The organism is Gottfriedia sp. NPDC057991 (assembly GCF_042886615.1).
GTDB lineage: Bacteria > Bacillota > Bacilli > Bacillales > Bacillaceae_G > Gottfriedia.
The window spans coordinates 211,998-230,989 of the sequence record NZ_JBHVQN010000002.1; the positions used below are offsets into that span (position 1 = coordinate 211,998).

The window sequence follows — 18,992 nt, forward strand, 5'->3', positions numbered from 1 at the left end:
AGGAGTGTGATGGAATCGATTCACTAATTCTCTTAAACGATTTGTAATTTATCAAAAAAACGAGGGGTGCATTTATTAGCGGGGGTAAAACATATTAGATTCATAGAAAAAGAGAAGAAGATATTTCGAGACGAAAAATATAGAGAGAAGGTAGAAGAATGAAAAGAAGAAATATAAAAGCATTGACTGTAACAGTATTTTCTACGGGATTATTACTTAGTTCAGTCGGTGTTCCATATTTTGTAGCGAATGCACAAACTCCGCAAACAGCAGAAAATGTACTCGCTTCACTAACAGATGCTCAACGTCAAGCGCTCCATAAACTTAAAACGGATGAGCAGTCTGGATTAATTCTGGATAAATCAGTTGATCTAAACAGTGAAGATAATGTTTCTGTAATTGTAGAATTTAAACAAAAGCCTGCTAAGACAGAGGTTGCATTAGAAGCGTTGGAAGGTAAGACGGTTTCACAAAAGGAAGCTACTGAAGAAGTTGAACAATCGCATGACGAATTTCAAAAAGATATTAATGATAAGAATATTAAAGCTAAAGTAGTTCGTACGTATAAGAAGGCATTAAATGGAGTAGCAATTACACTTCCTGCAAATCAAGTCAAATCATTATTATCTTCGAACGTTGTACAAGCAGTATATAGCAATGAGACTGTTTCATTGCCACCAGAAGAAGTTGAAAATCAGAATACAAATGAGGCAAAACCACTAAATCCGGAAAGTATTCCATTTCTTGGTATCGATAAATTACATGCAGAAGGATTTACTGGAAAAGGTGTTAAAGTTGGTGTCATTGATACAGGTATTGACTATAATCATCCAGATTTAAAAGATGCTTATAAAGGTGGATATGACTTTGTAGATAATGATTCGGATCCGATGGAAACGACTTATGCTGACTGGAAGAAGTCTGGTAAGCCAGAATCTAATGGATCTACGTATTATACATCACATGGAACGCATGTGTCAGGCACGATTGTTGGACAAGCTAAAAATAACTCGGAATATTCGGTTACCGGAGTTGCACCGGACGCCGATTTATATATGTATCGTGCGTTAGGACCATATGGATCCGGATCGGATGAAAATGTAATTGCTGCAGTAGATAAAGCTGTGCAAGATGGTATGGATATTATTAGTCTATCATTAGGAGAAAATTATAATAGTCCAATAGCAGTAACGAGTATTGCTTTAGATAATGCAGCGTTAGCAGGAGTTGTCCCAGTTGTTGCAGCAGGTAATTCAGGTAATCAGATGTATACGTTGGGTTCACCTGGAGCAGCAGCACTTGCGATAACGGTCGGTGCAAGCACTACACCGATACCAGTATCGACTATAGAGGGGAAGGCAACAGTCCAGGGAGAACAAATTCCGATTAGTGGGCAATTAATAGCAAGAGGATTTAATGATCATGATGAAGATTTATTAAACCAAAACACTCAATTTGCATATGCTTTTTATGGGAAAGATTCTGACTATTATTATTCTAAACTGGATGCAACTGGCAAGGTTGTGCTAATCGGACTTAGTAACAACATTTCGCCTATAGATCAAATAAAAATGGCGAAACAAAAAGGAGCAAAAGCAGTTTTACTTTATAACAATGACCCTCAAGGAGGAGTAATTCCTGCTTATATTGGTGAGTCACAAGACTATATCCCAACCTATTCTTTATCGTATGCACAAGGGGCATCATTGGCACAAAAGCTTATAATACCTAATACAAATTATAACTATTCGGGTTCTACGTTTACATTTAATACTATAGGAAAAACGGAACTTCAAGGCGATACATTGGCTAGCTTTAGCTCACGTGGTCCAGCGCGTATTACATTTGATATAAAACCAGAAGTGACGGCACCAGGAGTGAGTGTGTTATCAACAGTACCATCATATATGACGAATCCACAGAACCAATCGGATTACACTTATGCTTACAGTCGTTATTCAGGTACTTCAATGGCGACTCCGCATGTTGCCGGTATTGCAGCTTTAATTCTGCAGGCACACCCTGATTATACACCTGCAGATGTGAAAGAAGCTTTAATGAATACGGCCGTTTCGTTAAAGAATCAGTACAGTGTTTATGAAGTAGGGGCAGGGCGAGTAAATCCATATGATGCAGTGCATGCTGACGTTAGTTTTGAAGTAAAAGATAAAACTACTATGATTCAAAGAGGAAAAGAACGCTTGATTCGTGAAAATACTGGTTCATTAAGCTTTGGACTACAAGCAATGGAGGATAAAGATTTCCAAGGGCTAAAGAATGTGACAATTCGTAATAATAGTAGTAAAGCAAAAACTTTTGACGTAAATGTAACATATAATTCAAATGTTCGAGGTTCTAAGGATGCAGAAGCAAACGGAGTTAAAATTCTTACAAATTCATCAATTAAAGTAGGAGCAAATAAAAAAATAGCAACCTCTGTTTTCTTGAGTATTCCTAAGAACGCTGAAAAAGGAATATATGAAGGATATGTAACTTATACAAACCATGAGAATTCAAAAGAAGTGTATCATATTCCTTTTGGGGTTCGTACTGTTGAGGATGGTATCGCTTCGTTTAAAACAGACTATCTTGGAGTTAGAACTGATACAAGTGATTTACCTACAAACTCAACCTTAAAACGTACTGCGTTGAGTATGTTATATAATCTAAAGTCACCAATGAAAACAGTGGATTTTGTGCTTGCTGACGAGTCAGGGAAAGAACTTGGATATCTGGGTGGATTAGATGGATTAACATTAAGCGATAATGTGGATCAATCATTAAGTTTATTCGATGGATACTATTTCCCATTTACAGGTGACGTAAATCGACCAATCAGTGATGACTTACAAGATGTAAAGCAAGGGCTTTATAAGATTAAGATGATTGCTACTAGTGATTTAGATAAAACATATACAGCTGAAACCAATGTTTTTGTTGACAATACGCCTCCAAAACTCACATTAAATACTCAACCAGGTATTTATGAGTATGAAAAAGGGGAAACATCGTTCAAGGTAAGAGGGAATATTTATGATGAAGACATTGCTACTTTACAAGCAAAAGGTTTGGATGTTAAGCAGTCTGATAATTCACTTTACTCGAATTACGGAAATTTAATGGAAAAAATTCCACTTTCTGAAAACGGAGATTTTGAATACGATTTTCCAATCAAGTCAGTTGGAATTCAAAGTTTCTCTTTTTATCCAACAAGTTTTTCAACGATGGGGCAATATAAAAAAGCAAATGCATCGCCATTTATTTTAATCCAAAAAGGCACGCCTTATATTAGTATGTCTAATACGAAAGAAATAACGAAAGAAGTAACACCTGGTGATAAGGTAACTTTCCCTGTTATATGGAAAAATGTATCGAATGTAAAAGGTGGAGAGTTTACGATAAACTTTGAAAAGAACAATGTTGAAATGGTAGATGTACAACCTACTGAGGCATTAAAAGCGTTAGGAAATGTAAACATTACATCAACTTTGGTAACAAATAACACAACTAACATGGCGTATAAGATCCATGTAGAAGTAGACGGGAATATTGCTCAAGGCTTAAATGGTGATGTTCCACTTGTGAATATCACAGCGAATATAAAAGATAATCATTTCACAGCGAAGTCTAGTTTTGTGAACTTTAGTTATCCGAATTTTGTTTACCCGTCATATATTCAAGCTGATGGTAAAAAAGTAGCTTTAGCTAATTCAGTAGGAAAGGCATTTATTATTAAACAGCCATATTCTGAGGTTAATTTACACTCTTACATTGAAGGGCTTCTTAAAAATGGAAAAATTGATACAGCCAGGGATTATAGCAAACTTGGTATACAACTTAAGGCAATTGATAGCAAAAATATAGAATATCCAGGTACAATTTTGCCAAACGGACAATTCTCAGTTTCTAAATTACCATTAAGTTCAGAACGTTTCACATTAAGTTTAAAAGTTCCAGGCCATTTTGAAGTTCGTAAGCCTTTTTACGTTGGAACAATTGATGGGGAAACGATCGACGGGCAACTAAAAGATTTATTTGCAGTATCTAAAGCTGGAGATGTAAATGGAGATAATGTGATAGATATAATGGACGCATTGTATATCCAGACTTATTGGAATACGAACAAGCGAGAAGCAGATATTAATGCGGATGGAACTGTAGATGCTAAGGATATGGCGTTTGTTAAAAACAATTATTTGATGAAAAATCCTTCGATTCAAGATAGTCCAGATCCTAAAAAGAAATATAAAAATAAGACGTTAGAAGATGTATTAGCTGACCTTGGATTATAAGAGCATTCAAAAAAATCGCCCTCTTTTCGGTTGAGAAGAAGGCGATTTTTTATATAATAAATTATTGCATTGTTATTAAAACTACTTATCTGAACAATTTGAGTAGATTCAGAGGGTTTGAAAATTAAAATTTAAAATGAAAGTTTGCACAAGCATTTTACTAGTAATTAACTTGTTTCATAAAAAAAGGAGGATCATAATGACCCCCAACCTAAAATGACAACTTAAATTAAACAGTTTTTTCTTCCGCCTGAATTTCAATTTTCTTCTGTCGCATAGGGTTTACACCTATCCAAAATAAAATTCCGATAACAAGAATAATAAAGGAAGAAACTTGGAAAGCATGATTAAAACCAATATTTTCATTACTAGAGCGTTCGATGATTGCACCAAAAACGATCGGTGCGATCATACTTGATACAGTTGAAAAAGCTGCAAAGACTCCTTGGGCTTTACCAATATTTTTTTGTGAAGCTGTTTCAATTAAGATAGCTGGTAAAAGAATTAAAGAGACTGTTGTCAATCCTGGAGCAATTGAAAATAATAACATGGAAAGTAAATTTGAACTTACAACTGTTGCTAAATAGATTCCGAATGATGATAATACCATTAATGATCCAGCTATTATTACTCGAGACTTTCGAATATCTGCTGTTTTACGATAAAAACGGTCTGAAAGTAAAGCAACGACTACTTGAGCGACTGCTGAGAAGATAAAAGGTAAAGAGACTGCTAGATTTAGTTGTGAACCACTAAGGTGCCGTACATTTTGAAAATAGTTTGGGAACCAAACAAGCTTTAAAGCAAGTAGCCAATATGCTGCCATTCCAGCTAAGATGATAAATAAAAAGTTTTTAAAAGATACCTCTTTTAAAAATTCTCGCCAAGTTGAGGTAACTTTAGTTGATTTAGAAATATGTGAATCTGGCGACTGTAAGCCTATATCCTGTGGACTTTCCTTTGCAAATAATAGCCATAATACAGTCCATAAAACACCAATGATTCCAGTTGCAAGAAAGGCACTTTTCCAGCCATGTGATTCGATTAAAGACATTAGGATAGGCGATCCAATTGCTGGACCTAGGGCTGTACCAATAAAAATACATGCAAACCCTAGTGCGTATTTATTTTTAGGAAGCCATTTTCCGATTACAACTGCCCCTACAGCAGAACCAGGTCCTTCACCAACGCCTAAAATAATCCTTGTCAGAATTAATGAAGGTAATCCAATAACAAAAAGTGTTGCAAATTGAACACCAGCCCACACAAATGACATCCATGAAATGATTTTCTTTGAACTTTTTCGATCGGCCATCCCGCCTATTACTAATGAAGAAATAGCAAATAACCAATAAAAAGAGCTCCCTACTATTCCCCATTGAGTAGGAGTTAAATGGAGCTCTTTCATAATAGGAACAGACGCAAATCCTATAACTGCTTTATCTATGTTATTTATTAGTGCGTTAGTAAACAAGAAGAGTAGCATAATCCAAATATACTTTGAATTACCGATTTCTTGATTATTTAATGGTGAAAATGATTGTGATTGAGATTTTTTCAATCCAAATTCCTCCTGTATTTTAAATTTTAGAAAGTAATTCCTTTAATATTTGAGGAAGCGAAATAAAATTTGAATTTAGTAAAGATTAATTGTTTCATATGATAGGAAGCCGAATAAATGGTAGAAAGAGGGGGGCAATAATGCCCCCTTTTATGAATAATAGGTTATTAAACTGCTGCCTTAGTTGGTATACCTGAACGGCGTTCCTTTACACTCTCAGTTAATGGTCTCTCTATCGGGAGATTTAACCATAATCTAAGTAAGTGACGCCATTTTTGAGAATCTTCATAGTCTTCGTACTCTGTACGAGAATGTAAAACAGTGTAATTACTTACGAATTGCATATCACCAGGTTCAAGGTCCATATCAATTCTTAAATCTTCTCGGCGCTGAAGTGAATCAAAAATATCCAAAGCTTCAATGACTGTTTGTGGTAAGCGAGCTTGCGTCTTTAATTGAGCGCTTTCGATATATCCTCGTACATACTTACAAGTTACTAAACCATCTTGACTACTGAAAATAGGGTATCTGAATAAAGGTGATTCTCCAGGTAGCTCTTCACCACGTCGATCAATAAAGAAATCCTGACATAGGAGACCAAGATAAGTAGGATATTTTTCTAGCATCACATTATAAATTGCTAGTGCACTAACAATTGTACTATGACCACCTGATTTTGCTTTATTGAGACATAAAAGACCAACTGTATCACCATTGTCAGTATGGAAAGGTAAATGAGAAGTAGTTTGGTATCCCCTAACATTCGTATCTTTTAAACTAAGTCCCTGGCTTTTAACATGACCAAGTAGATGACCCCCGGCATTTTGTGATACAGTAGTACCCATATGTAAACCAAGTGCATAGAAAATAATACTAGATTCTACTTCTGTATATTTATGAACTGGAAGTCCTTTTATTAGAACGAAGCCACGTCCTTCTGCAATTTCCTGTACAAAATCATTTAATTTAATAGAGAACTTCGGTAGTACGAAATCTTCCTTTGTGAAATCACAAGTAGTATCAGTCAAAGTGAAACCTTTTATCTGAACATGTCTTAATGCCATTTCAATTTCTTCAATTTCGTCATTTGTTAAACGATAGATCCAAGTATCATCTTTAAGAATATCAATGCCTTTCCAAGCGCTTGGATGATTAATTTTTTCATTAACAATTGAATTCATGAATAAATACTCCTCTCAAATTTAGAATAGAAGGTTTTGCAAATTGAATTAAATCGTTACATCGATTGGTTCAATTCCATGTTCTTTACAGTAATACAAGTACATATCTAATGTTTTGTGTGCATTTAAGATTGCAATTATATTGCCCTTTTCGTCTACAATTTCAAGACACCCTTCAATAATCGTACATGTAATTACTTCTTCATCCTTCGAAACATGAATCGGTTTATGAGTAGATCCGGCTGGTTCATATATAACGTCTCCAGGGCCAGCAATCCAATCATCGTTTTCATATTTCCACTGTCCTTTAATTGTATAAACAATAACTGTACCGTGGTGATGGTGAGCAGGGACTTCTTTAAAGTCAATTGGATCTTTCACTAATAAAACATATTGACCTGTCACTAAATTAACTTTGCATAATTTCATTTCCATGGATCCTAAACCTGTCGGAATCCAGGGTAATTGTTCAGTATTTACATAATTGGCATCAAGTACTTTTGTGATTTGACTCATGTTTGAACCTCCATTTATTTTTTTGATAACGCTTTCAGATTCAATAACATAAAAATTATTTGAATTATCACAATTATATAAACGATATAAAATTAAATAAAATTATAATTTCTTCTATGCACATAACTATTTGTTATGTGGAAGGAGAATAGGGGGAGCTAATAAAAAAGAGCCAATACCTTTTATAAAAGGAATGGCTCTAAAAAAATCTTATTTAGTTAATAATTTTGCTGAAACTCTAAATTAACCAAGTTTATAAATTTCTTAGCAAATAAGGTAGTTTCTTTATTCTCTAATCTTGCCCAACCAAGTGAAACATCAATCGGTCCAAAATTAATTAACTCAATCGGAATAATTTCCTTATTTAAAACTAGAGGATTATTTTTTCTAGAAAATTCAGGAGCAAAGCTGATTGCTAAATTTTGCCTTACAGATTGATTAATGATTTCAGTATTATTCGATGCAAACAAAATGTGAATTGGGTCATATTGGTGAAAATTACTTTGAATAAAATCCCTCATAAAATACGAATCATGAATGACAAAATTTTGTTTTAATAATTCTGCAGGAGAAACAGTTTTATTAAATGCAAGAGGAGAGTTCTTGCTAACGTATACTTTCATTTTACTTTGGAGTAATATATCAATTTTTAAATTTTCTCTTGAATTTACTAAATTACTGGGAAATGCAACCAGACCTAAATCTAACTTTTTTTGCTGAACTAAATCTAAAATTTCAGAAGCATCTTTTTCTAATAGTTCAACTTCAACTTTTGGAAAAATATTTTTATAAGTTGAAAGTGCGTTTAATATATTAGGCATAAAACCAGAAACGGTACCTATTTTTAATTTACCAGTATCAAGTGAAGAAAACTTCTGCGACTGTTCTTTTAACTCTTGAAATTTAAAAAGAATTTCATTAGAAAGTTTAATAATTTGTTTCCCCTCGTTAGTTGGTACAGCACCATGTCCCCTAAGACGATCAAAAATTTTGAAACCTAATTCTTTTTCCATATTGGTAATCGCTTGACTGACTCCAGGTTGGGTAACATTTAGATTATGAGCTGCGATCGAAATAGATCCAGTTTTTGCGACTTCTACAATATATTCTAATTGTACGATATTCATAATGTACGCCTCACTTAACTATAGTGTTGATACTAGTATTTAATTTAAGTATTTTCTAAGAAAATAGTAGTTTAGTAGTTAAAGATAAAATCTCTTAAGCCATTTTAATTTTATCATATAAGAAAAAATTATGTACTAATAATAATTCATAATTTTATATTATCAAAAACTATCTGTATACTAAAACAAATAAAAGGTAGTTTCATACACTTTTTTAAATTATTTAAAAATTGAAAATAGGAGGATGCTTACTTGGAAAATTTTAATTTAACAGGTCGCGTAGCTATTGTAACTGGAGGAAGTAAAGGACTTGGTGCAGGAATGGCCCTAGCATTAGCACGATATGGAGCTGATATAGTCGTAGCAAGTCGTAATGCCTCTGAAGGTGAATTGATTTCTAAAGAAATTCGTGAAATGGGTCGTAAATCCATTGCAGTTGCAGTTGATGTTCAAAATGTTAAATCAATAAATCAAATGGTTGAAACTGTACAAAGAGAATTTGGACGTATTGATATTCTTGTTAATAATGCTGGTGTTGGGTCGGCTAAACCTGCTTTATCTATTACAGAAGAGGATTGGGAACATGTTTTAAATACAAATTTAAAAGGTTTGTTTTTCTGTTCTCAAGCAGTAGCAAAAGTAATGAAAGAACAAAATTACGGAAAAATTATCAATATTTCATCAGTTGCTGGCACGATCGGTCAGAATATGCTTGCTTCTTATTGTGCGAGCAAAGCAGGGGTCATCAGTCTAACACGAACACTTGCAAAAGAATGGTCTTCACATAATATTTATGTCAACTCAATTGCTCCAAGCTATATAAAAACATCTTTAAATGAAGCAATACTTTCAAATGAACAGTTTTTAAACAATATTCTTTCGCAAACACCTTTAAAACGTTTAGGTGAGATTGAGGACTTAACTGGGGCTCTTATTTTACTAGCATCTAAAGCGTCCAATTATATAACTGGGCAAACGATTTATATTGATGGTGGAGCTTTAGCTTAATAAAAACTCGAAATGGAGCTGAATAATTTGACTAAGGAAATGGCTAAAGAAGTTTTACAATTCCAGAATTTAAATAAAAATTGATTAAGGAAGAAATAGGGCCATTTGCTCACCAGACTGATGTTAGTAGTGTCATAGTTTAAAAATTTAATGAATGGAGCCAAATGATATGACTGTAACGTTAACTGAAGAAATTCTACAGATGAAAAGAATGATCAAAAACTTTATTGATAAGGAAGTAGAGCCATATGCTCAGCAAATTGAAGAAGAAGATGCAATTCCTCAACACTTAATTGAACAGTCGAAGGAACTTGGCCTTTTCGGAATGAGTATACCTGAACAATACGGTGGTATCGGGTTAAATACAGTAGAAAAAGCAATTGTTTTAGAGCAATTAGGAAGAACACATAACGGTTTCGTATCTCTAATAAGTGCTCACACAGGGATTGGAAGTACAGGAATTGTAAAGCTTGCATCCGATTACTTAAAAAATAAATATTTACCAGATATGGCATCAGGGAAAAAGATTGGTGCATTTGCATTATCAGAACCTGGAGCTGGATCGGATGCAACTAACATATCAACTAGAGCAGAAAAAATAGGGAATCACTGGGTATTAAATGGAACGAAGCATTTTATAACGAATGGTCCAATTGCAGATGTCTTTACGGTGTTTGCTTTAACAGATAAAGAAAAAGGGGCTAAAGGCGGGATTACTGCGTTTTTAGTTGAAAAAGACTTTCCAGGATTAATTATTGGGAAAAAGGATAAGAAAATGGGATTAAGAGGTTCATATACTTCTCAAATCATATTTGAAGACTGCATTGTTCCTGAGGAAAATGTTATTGGTCAAATAGGATTAGGATATATGAATGCTCTAAAGATTTTAGCAGAAGGGCGTGTTGGGTTAGCCGCTAGAGCAATTGGATCATGTGATAAATTAATTGAATTATCTGGAAGTTATGCGAAAGAAAGAATTCAATTTAAAAAGCCAATTGCTGAAAACCAAGCCATTCAGTGGATGTTAGCTGATATGGCAACTGAAACTGAAGCTGCAAGAGCATTAACGATGAAGGTAGCACAAATGATTGATCATGGAGAAGTAGTCATTAAGGAAGCTTCGATGGCAAAACTATTTGCTTCAGATGTTTATAATCGTGTAGCAGATAAGGCAGTTCAAATTCATGGAGGTATGGGGTACGTTTCTGATTACCCGATTGAGCGTTTTTATCGTGATGCCCGAATTACACAAATATATGAAGGAACAAATGAAATTCAACGACTAATTATAGCTAGAAGGGTATTGGATGAGTGTTAAAAAAGTAGATTAATTTTTATGTTCAGCTACTTATATAAATTAATACCAGTCATCTATTCCAAGTAGGGATGAATTCCCCTAAAAGGAGGACTACTTTGAAACAGTTAGTGAATAGGCCGTGGAGTAAATTGTATAGTGAGGATATGGAGGTTATGATTCCTGAAGTTCCCTTGACTTCCATTCTTAAAGAGACGACCAAAAAATATGGAAGTAAAACAGCCATTATTTTTGAACAGAAAGAAATGACCTATTTTGAGCTAAATGATCAAGTTGATCGTCTAGCCTCAGCATGGCAAAGATTAGGATTGAAAAAAAATGAACGAATTGGATTGATGATCGGAAATAGTCCAGACTATATTATTTCTTATTTTGCTGCTCTTACAATAGGTTTGACGATTGTGCAAATTAATCCAATGTATACTTCACGGGAACTATTACATATAGTGAGTGATTCAGAAGTATCTTATATTGTTACAGATGAAAGCGCTTTAAGTGTAATTGATGAGGTCGAATTGAACTACGACTTTAAAATTATCTTTACATTACAAGAGAATAAAGTCCGTCAAGATCGAAAACATGTTAGTTTAGAAGTTTTAAAGAGATACCCTAATTCGTTCGTAAATAATGAGTCTATATCAGCTAAAGATGATGTTGCGGTAATTCAGTATACAGGTGGAACGTCCGGGAAGATGAAAGGAGCCATGTTGACACATTATAATTTAATCGCAAATGTTATTCAAAGTTGTTCGATGTATGGCAAGAATATGGTTCCTGGACAAGAAGTTATTTTAACTGTTACACCACTCTATCATGTTTATGCAATGACAAGTGCGATGAATTTAGGCATCTATTTGGGAGCAACAATTCTATTATTTAAAAAATTTAATGTTGAAAATGTACTCGATCATATAAAAAAATACAAGCCAACATTTTTCCCAGGTGTTCCGAAAATGTATAACACATTGGTTAATTTTCCAGAGGTAGAAGAATTTGGGTTGAATTGTTTGAAAATATGTTCATCAGGATCTGCGCCACTTCCAATTGATGTCATTACTCGTTTTGAAAAACTAACCGGAGTCAGTATCGGCGAAGGGTATGGACTATCTGAAACATCGCCTACAACTCATCGAAATCCTCCAACTAGGGAAAGAAAGATTGGAAGTATTGGAATCCCACTACCGGGTACCGATGCAATGATTGTTGATGAAATGGAAAATGAAGTGGAAATCGGTCAAGTTGGTGAGCTGCTGATAAAAGGTCCACAAGTAATGAAGGGGTATTGGAACAATGAACAAGAAACAAACTGTACTTTACAAGACGGTTGGCTACATACAGGTGATTTAGCAATGATGGATGATGAGGGGTATTTCTTTATCATTGGACGTAAGAAAGAAATGATTATCGTTGGGGGATTTAAAATTTATCCTCAGGAAATAGAAAATATTCTTTATGAGCATCCAGACATTAAAGAAGCAGCGGTGATCGGTATTCCTGATTATGAAGACACTGAACTTGTTAAAGCATATATTGTTCCAAATGATAGTGACTTTATAAATATAGAGGAAATTAAAAATTATTGTTATGCAAAATTGACGCGTTATAAAGTACCAAAAGTATTTGAAATAAGAGACTCGTTACCGCGAAATACAGTCGGAAAATTATTAAAAAGAATTCTAGTTCAAGAGGAAATTGATAAGAAAAAGGAGATCTAGCAGAATATGAGATTTGAAGATGTAAAGAAGATAGCAGTGATAGGCTCTGGAGCAATGGGTTCACAAATAGCAATGGTTTGTGCATTAGGTGGATATACTGTGGTTTTGCACGATATTAGTGATGAGAATTTAGAAACAGCAAAGGAAAAATTAGTTGCTCAGATGGAAAGAAGAATTCAAAAAGGGACCTATTCACAAAATGAAGTAAATAATGCGTTTACAAACATTATGTTTTCATCTGACTTTGGAAAGTTAGAAGATGTAGATTTCGTAATTGAAGCAATTATTGAAAATATTGATGTAAAGCGTGAGCTATTTTTAAAGTTAGATGAAGTAACGCCGAAGCATGCAATATTGGCAACTAATAGCTCCACTATTGTAAGTTCAAAACTTGCTGATGTAACGAATAGACCAGAAAAAGTTTGTAACATCCACTTTTTTAATCCTGCACTTTCAATGGAATTAGTTGAGGTCGTTCGAGGACCGCATACTTCTGAAGAAACAGCTGATATTGCAGTTGATGTCATTAAACAAATTCGAAAAGTTCCCGTTTTATTGAAAAAAGAAATCTTTGGGTTCATTGCGAATCGAATTTTAGGAAAAATCATTGATGAAGCAATTTATTTACTAGAAGAAGGCATAGCATCCCATGAAGATATTGATCTTGTTTGTAAAAAAGCTTTAAATCATCCAATTGGACCTTTTTCGATCATGGATTTAACAGGTTTAGATGTGAATTATTTAGTTCGTATGCAAAGGTATAAAGAAAGCGGTGAAAGTACGGATTTACCTTCAAATATTGTTAAAGAAAAAGTTGAAAAAGGGGAACTTGGGAGAAAAACTGGTAAAGGCTTTTATTCGTATATAAACTAAAAAAATTTCTACAAAGGAGGGGCTAAAAGCATGAAAACAATAAGTATCATTGGTGCGGGAACGATGGGACGTGGGATTGCTTATAATTGTGCGGCTTCAGGACTAAAAGTCGCAGTACAAGACATTGATATAAATAATCTAGAGTCATGTAAAAAATATGTAGAAAGACAGTTTGATGTAGCAGTTGAAAAAGGTCAATTAACGCGTAGACAAGCTAGTGAGTACAAAGAAAATATTCTTTATACAAATAGCTTAGAAAATGCTGTTAAACAAGCAGACCTTGTAATTGAAGCTGTATTAGAAATGATGGATTTGAAAATCAGAATATTCAAACAGGTGGATGAGTTTGCTCCTAAACATGCAATTTTAGCTACAAACACCTCTACGATGAGCCCAACTGAAATTGGAGCACAGACTAATAGACCGGAAAAATGTATTGCATTACATTTCTTTAATCCAGTACCGAAAATGAAACTAATAGAAGTAATTTGTGGATTAGAAACATCCGAGGAAACAGTTGAGGCTTGTTTCAGTTTCGGAAAAAGAATTGGAAAAGAATGCGTAAAAATAAATGAATTCCCTGGTTTTGCGGTCAGTCGGATGAACTGTTTAATTGGAAATGAAGCAATGAACATGGTAATGGAAGGTGTTGGTACAGTAGCTGACATTGATAAGGCAATTAAATTGGGACTAAATCATCCAATGGGACCTATAGAGTTAGCCGATTTAGTAGGTCTAGATACAAGACTTCGCAATATGGAATATCTCTATCAAACTCTTGGTGAAAAATATCGACCATGTCCAATTCTTACAAAGTATGTAAAAGCAGGAAGATTAGGTAAGAAAAGTGGAAAAGGTTTTTATGAATATCCATATGAAATTTAAACAGATTTACATTTCTGAAAAATAAAATCTTAATAATTAGAAAATAGGATAGGTGATTATAATGGACTTTCGATTGAGTGAAGATATTCAATTTTTAAAAGAAAATGTGCGCGATTTTGTTCAGACAGAAGTAGAAGCTGTAGCGATGCAAATTGAAGAGGAGAATGAAATACCAGAGCGCATCATCAATATGTCAAAGGAGCTTGGCTTATTTGGATTAAGTATTCCGGAAGAGTTTGGCGGACTAGGAATCGGGATGGTTGGAAAATGTGCACTTTATGAAGAAATTGGAGCAACTCATAATGGCTATACAACTTTAATCGGTGCTCACACTGGAATCGGAACAGTTGGGATTGTTGAAATGGGGAATGAAGAACAAAAAAGAAAGTATTTACTTGCGATGGCAACTGGTGAAAAAATCGGCGCATTTGCTTTAACTGAGCCGAGTGCCGGATCGAATGCTACAAATTTAAAATCAACAGCTGTAAAAAAAGGAGATAAGTACATACTTAATGGAACTAAACACTATATTACAAATGCTACTGAAGCAGATGTATTTACAGTAATGGCTGTGACAGATCCAAGTAAAGGTGCAAAAGGAATTACCTCCTTTATTATTGAAAAGGACTTTCCAGGTTTTCAGATTGGGGCAGTTGAGAAGAAGATGGGACTTCGTGGCTCACATTCAGCAGAAGTAATTATGGAAGATTGTGAAGTCCCTATACAAAACGTATTAGGTGAAGTAGGAAGTGGTTACGTAAATGCTTTAAAAATATTAGCAAATGGTCGGGCTGGTTTGGCTGCGAGAAATCTAGGCTCTTGTCAAAAGCTTCTAGATCTTACGATGTCCTATGCAAAAGAGCGTATTCAATTTGGGGTACCTATTATTGAACATCAAGCAATTGCACATATGATTGCCGAGATGGCACTTGATATTGAAGCACTTCGATCGTTTACCTATCGAGTAGCATGGATGGTAGATGAGAAAGTGAATGTAATCAAAGAAGCAGCAATGCTAAAGTTATTTGGTTCCGAAGTATATAACCGGGTAGCAGATAAAGCTTTACAAGTACATGGAGGTATTGGTTATATTTCTGATTTTCCGATCGAGCGTTTTTATCGTGACGCTAGAATTACAAGAATTTATGAAGGGACATCTGAAATACAAAAAAATATTATTTCTGGTCAATTAATAAAAGAGTATAGCAGATAAGGAGATTCGTAGTATGAATGAGGAAATTGTGATTGTAAGTGCTGTCAGAACGGCAATTGGAAAGTATGGAGGCGCATTAAAAGACGTTAGTTCAGGGGATTTAGCTAGTATCGTAATTAAGGAAGCTGTTAAAAGAGCAAATCTATCAGCAGAACAGGTTGATGAAGTTATTTTAGGAGAAGTTAGACAAACTACCGAATCTTCTAATGTAGCAAGGGTCGCTTCATTACGAGCAGGGATCACGGAGTCTGCACCAGCATTTACAGTAAACCGTCTTTGTGCCTCTGGAATGCAAGCCATTACATCAGCTGTCCAGCAAATTTCCTTTAATCAAGCAGAAATTGTTGTAGCTGGAGGAACAGAAAATATGAGTAGGGCGCCGCTTTATTTAAGAGGTGCTCGATTTGGCGGAGATAGAACATCATTAATTGATTCAAATTTAGAAAATGGACAACAACCTCAAGAGCTATTTGGAAGAAATTTAGGGATGGGGATGACTGCGGAAAACGTCGCGGAAAGATTTGAGATATCAAGAATTGATCAAGATGCTTTTGCGGTAGAAAGTCAAAGAAGAGCTGCAAAAGCGATTTCAGAAGGAAAATTTAAAGATGAAATCGTTCCAATTGAAGTTAAAGACAAAAGAAAAACAATTTTGTTTGATACAGATGAATTTCCACGCCCTGACACAACTAACGAGAAACTTTCAACTCTAAAGCCAGCATTTAAGGAAAATGGAACAGTTACAGCAGGGAATGCTTGTGGTCGTAATGATGGAGCTTGTGCACTTGTTTTAATGAAAGCAAGTAAAGCAGAAAGTTTAAATATTAAACCTCTTGCAAGAATCGTCGACTGGGCTACAACAGGGATTTCGCCTGAAATTATGGGAGTTGGCCCGATTACTGCAGTGAGGAAACTGCTAGAAAAAACAGGGAAAACTGTAGAAGAAATAAACCTTTTTGAGTTAAACGAAGCATTTGCTTCTCAGTCATTAGCGGTAATACGTGAACTAAATTTAGACATTAATAAAGTTAACGTAAATGGCGGTGCGATTGCATTAGGACATCCACTTGGCGCAACTGGAGCCAGAATCGTTACAACGTTAATACATGAATTGATTCGCAGAGATACTCATTTAGGAATTGCTACACTTTGTGTTGGTGGGGGACAAGGTATGGCAATCATGCTGGAAAAACTTTAATTGTATCATTTGGAATGGTAAGACTTAATGGAAAAAAGAGTAGTAAACAAAATGATTAAAAGATTGAATCTATAAGACTCTTTGACTAGAAGAAAGTTCCTGATCATTCCTTTAGAATCTGATTTAAAGCCTAAAAAAAAAGGGGTGAAAGATTTTGAAGGCAGCAAAAATTTACGGTAAACGAGATATTCGTGTAGAAGAAGTAGCTATACCAGAACTGTCAAAAGGTATGGTAGTTGTTAAAGTTGAATTCGCTGGTATTTGTGGAAGTGATTTACATGAATATAGTGAAGGTCCATTTTCAATTCGTACACATTCCGTAATGGGACATGAATTTTCTGGAATAGTTACCGAAATTGGAGAAGGCGTAACAACTGTCAAAGCGGGTGATCGAGTTGCGGTTGAACCTATTATTGCATGTGGCCAATGTATAAATTGTAAAAAAGGCTATGTAAATCTTTGTAAAGCACGACAAGGGTACGGCTATACAGAATCTGGAGGCTTTGCTCAATATGCAGTAGTTAAACAAGAAAATGTATTCAAATTACCGGACGAGATGAGTCTCGAGCTCGGTGCATTAGTTGAACCGACAGCTGTAGCCGTACATGCTGTAAGAGAGAGTCAATTAAAACTTGGTGATACTGCTGCTATATATGGTGCTGGACCTATTGGTTTATTGCTACTTCAATCGGTTAAGGCAGCAGGAGCAAGTATGATTTTTGTTGTGGAAGTATCGGAAGAACGGAGACAAAAAGCACTTGAGCTCGGAGCTACTTTTGTACTCAATCCTTTAGAGTGTAATATTAAGACATTTATACATTCAAAAACAAACGGTGGTGTAAATGTTGCGTTTGATGTAGCGGGGGTCCAAGAGACATTCCTAAATGGAGTTACCACTGTCCAATCGGGTGGAGAATATAAAATAGTTAGTTTATGGGAGAATCCAGTTACTTTCCAACCTAATGCCATTGTGACAGCAGAAATAAGTGTGAGTGGTTCTTATGCTTATCGTAATTTATTTCCTGAAGTTATTCGTTTACTTGCATGTGGCATAATCGACGGGAATGCAATCATTACGAGTGTTATTCCTCTTGATAGAATTGTAGAAGAAGGCTTTGAAGTGTTAATGAAAGACCATAATCAATGCAAAATACTTGTGGAAATGGATATTTAATCAATAATTAATTCTTTGTAAAGATTAATTTTTACATTATTTTTGACAACACAGTTATAAAAAAGTAAGAGGTAGGACCAACATCCTACCTCTATTTGGGAGTGATCAGATTGAGTCAGTTCACATATATAGAAGTTTTGAAAAATGAAAGGATAGCTTTCATTACGATTAATCGACCTGAACTTAGAAACGCATTAAACAAAGAAACATTGGAAGAAATTACGAAGGCTTTATTTGAGCTGAGGTATGATGAATCAATAGGCTGTATCGTCTTTACAGGAAAAGGTGATAAGTCCTTCGCAGCTGGAGCGGATATAAGCCAACTAAAACATAGAACAATGCTTGATGCATTAGCAGGTGGAATGCAACAAGTCTATAATTTAATTGAAGAATTTGAGAAACCTACTATAGCTATGATTAATGGATACGCACTTGGAGGTGGATGTGAATTAGCTTTGGCTTGTGATCTACGTATTTGCTCTTCAAATGCGAAAATCGGACTACCAGAACTGAATCTATCAATTATTCCAGGCGCTGGAGGTACACAGCGTTTAACAAGGATTATAGGAAAAGGAAAGGCACTTGAAATGATTTTAATAGGGAAAATCATCGATGCCAAGGAAGCTTATCGAATTGGACTCGTGTCAGAAGTTGTAGGGCAAGATAATTTAAAACAATCCGTAATTTCTATTGCTAAACAGATCCTGTCAAAAGGTCCACTAGCTGTTAAATTAGCTAAAATGGCAGTTAATTTAGGAGCAGATACTGATTTGAAAACGGGACTGTTAATTGAAAAGCTTTCACAAGCTATATTATTTGAGTCAGCAGATAAATTGGAAGGTACAACAGCTTTTTTAGAAAAGAGAGTACCACAATTTATTGGTAAATAACAATTAAATGATAGTTTAATCTTTCATTAATATTTTAATAATAG

General features: G+C 34.8%; 14 protein-coding genes. 10 read left to right on the forward strand and 4 right to left on the reverse strand.

Annotated features, from left to right (window positions below; all coding sequences use genetic code 11):
• The first annotated feature begins 158 nt into the window (after positions 1-158).
• Entirely contained in the window at positions 159-4,292 is a 4,134-nt protein-coding gene (locus ACFVR2_RS08665) for a S8 family serine peptidase (RefSeq protein ID WP_387360788.1), read from the forward strand.
• A 229-nt stretch (positions 4,293-4,521) separates the two neighbouring features.
• Here the strand turns inward: ACFVR2_RS08665 and ACFVR2_RS08670 are convergent, their stop codons facing one another.
• The 4 genes from ACFVR2_RS08670 to ACFVR2_RS08685 all read right to left on the reverse strand — a co-directional run bounded on the left by ACFVR2_RS08670 (position 4,522) and on the right by ACFVR2_RS08685 (position 8,677).
• A complete protein-coding gene (locus ACFVR2_RS08670; protein ID WP_387360790.1) occupies positions 4,522-5,853 on the reverse strand; it encodes an MFS transporter in 1,332 nt (443 codons plus the stop codon).
• 167 nt (positions 5,854-6,020) lie between these two features.
• The gene (locus ACFVR2_RS08675; protein ID WP_387360792.1) at positions 6,021-7,034 is read right to left on the reverse strand and encodes a TauD/TfdA family dioxygenase; all 1,014 of its coding nucleotides are present in this window, start codon (positions 7,032-7,034) and stop codon (positions 6,021-6,023) included.
• 48 nt (positions 7,035-7,082) lie between these two features.
• Complete coding sequence (locus ACFVR2_RS08680) at positions 7,083-7,550, reverse strand: 2,4'-dihydroxyacetophenone dioxygenase family protein (protein ID WP_387360794.1); 468 nt, start codon at positions 7,548-7,550, stop codon at positions 7,083-7,085.
• Between the two features lie 218 nt (positions 7,551-7,768).
• Positions 7,769-8,677 carry a LysR family transcriptional regulator gene (locus ACFVR2_RS08685; RefSeq protein WP_387360796.1) on the reverse strand — a complete coding sequence of 303 codons (909 nt, stop codon included), beginning with the start codon at positions 8,675-8,677 and terminating at the stop codon, positions 7,769-7,771.
• 252 nt (positions 8,678-8,929) lie between these two features.
• Between ACFVR2_RS08685 and ACFVR2_RS08690 the strand changes: the two genes are divergently transcribed.
• The 9 genes from ACFVR2_RS08690 to ACFVR2_RS08730 all read left to right on the forward strand — a co-directional run bounded on the left by ACFVR2_RS08690 (position 8,930) and on the right by ACFVR2_RS08730 (position 18,948).
• Positions 8,930-9,685, forward strand: a complete 756-nt coding sequence (locus ACFVR2_RS08690) for an SDR family NAD(P)-dependent oxidoreductase (RefSeq protein ID WP_387360798.1) — start codon at positions 8,930-8,932, stop codon at positions 9,683-9,685.
• Between the two features lie 169 nt (positions 9,686-9,854).
• A complete protein-coding gene (locus ACFVR2_RS08695) occupies positions 9,855-11,003 on the forward strand; it encodes an acyl-CoA dehydrogenase family protein (RefSeq protein WP_387360800.1) in 1,149 nt (382 codons plus the stop codon).
• Positions 11,004-11,098: 95 nt separating this feature from the next.
• A complete protein-coding gene (locus ACFVR2_RS08700; protein WP_387360802.1) occupies positions 11,099-12,715 on the forward strand; it encodes a long-chain-fatty-acid--CoA ligase in 1,617 nt (538 codons plus the stop codon).
• A gap of 6 nt (positions 12,716-12,721) precedes the next feature.
• Positions 12,722-13,588 (forward strand): 3-hydroxyacyl-CoA dehydrogenase family protein, encoded by an 867-nt coding sequence (locus tag ACFVR2_RS08705; protein ID WP_387360804.1) that lies wholly within the window; start codon positions 12,722-12,724, stop codon positions 13,586-13,588.
• A gap of 30 nt (positions 13,589-13,618) precedes the next feature.
• Positions 13,619-14,473: a 3-hydroxyacyl-CoA dehydrogenase family protein gene (locus tag ACFVR2_RS08710; RefSeq protein ID WP_387360806.1), complete on the forward strand. Its 855-nt coding sequence runs from the start codon at positions 13,619-13,621 to the stop codon at positions 14,471-14,473.
• A gap of 61 nt (positions 14,474-14,534) precedes the next feature.
• Complete coding sequence (locus tag ACFVR2_RS08715) at positions 14,535-15,686, forward strand: acyl-CoA dehydrogenase family protein (protein WP_387360808.1); 1,152 nt, start codon at positions 14,535-14,537, stop codon at positions 15,684-15,686.
• A gap of 13 nt (positions 15,687-15,699) precedes the next feature.
• Entirely contained in the window at positions 15,700-16,884 is a 1,185-nt protein-coding gene (locus tag ACFVR2_RS08720; RefSeq protein WP_387360810.1) for a thiolase family protein, read from the forward strand.
• Between the two features lie 154 nt (positions 16,885-17,038).
• Positions 17,039-18,058 (forward strand): 2,3-butanediol dehydrogenase, encoded by a 1,020-nt coding sequence (locus tag ACFVR2_RS08725; RefSeq protein WP_387360812.1) that lies wholly within the window; start codon positions 17,039-17,041, stop codon positions 18,056-18,058.
• 110 nt (positions 18,059-18,168) lie between these two features.
• Entirely contained in the window at positions 18,169-18,948 is a 780-nt protein-coding gene (locus ACFVR2_RS08730; RefSeq protein ID WP_387360814.1) for an enoyl-CoA hydratase/isomerase family protein, read from the forward strand.
• Positions 18,949-18,992 lie beyond the last annotated feature (44 nt).

What these genes read in the sequence shown, in the direction of transcription:
- ACFVR2_RS08665 (WP_387360788.1), top strand. Translation starts at nt 159, where the DNA reads ATGAAAAGAAGAAATATAAAAGCATTGACTGTAACAGTATTTTCTACG.
- ACFVR2_RS08675 (WP_387360792.1), bottom strand. Translation starts at nt 7,034, where the DNA reads ATGAATTCAATTGTTAATGAAAAAATTAATCATCCAAGCGCTTGGAAA.
- ACFVR2_RS08680 (WP_387360794.1), bottom strand. Translation starts at nt 7,550, where the DNA reads ATGAGTCAAATCACAAAAGTACTTGATGCCAATTATGTAAATACTGAA.
- ACFVR2_RS08685 (WP_387360796.1), bottom strand. Translation starts at nt 8,677, where the DNA reads ATGAATATCGTACAATTAGAATATATTGTAGAAGTCGCAAAAACTGGA.
- ACFVR2_RS08695 (WP_387360800.1), top strand. Translation starts at nt 9,855, where the DNA reads ATGACTGTAACGTTAACTGAAGAAATTCTACAGATGAAAAGAATGATC.
- ACFVR2_RS08705 (WP_387360804.1), top strand. Translation starts at nt 12,722, where the DNA reads ATGAGATTTGAAGATGTAAAGAAGATAGCAGTGATAGGCTCTGGAGCA.
- ACFVR2_RS08710 (WP_387360806.1), top strand. Translation starts at nt 13,619, where the DNA reads ATGAAAACAATAAGTATCATTGGTGCGGGAACGATGGGACGTGGGATT.
- ACFVR2_RS08715 (WP_387360808.1), top strand. Translation starts at nt 14,535, where the DNA reads ATGGACTTTCGATTGAGTGAAGATATTCAATTTTTAAAAGAAAATGTG.
- ACFVR2_RS08720 (WP_387360810.1), top strand. Translation starts at nt 15,700, where the DNA reads ATGAATGAGGAAATTGTGATTGTAAGTGCTGTCAGAACGGCAATTGGA.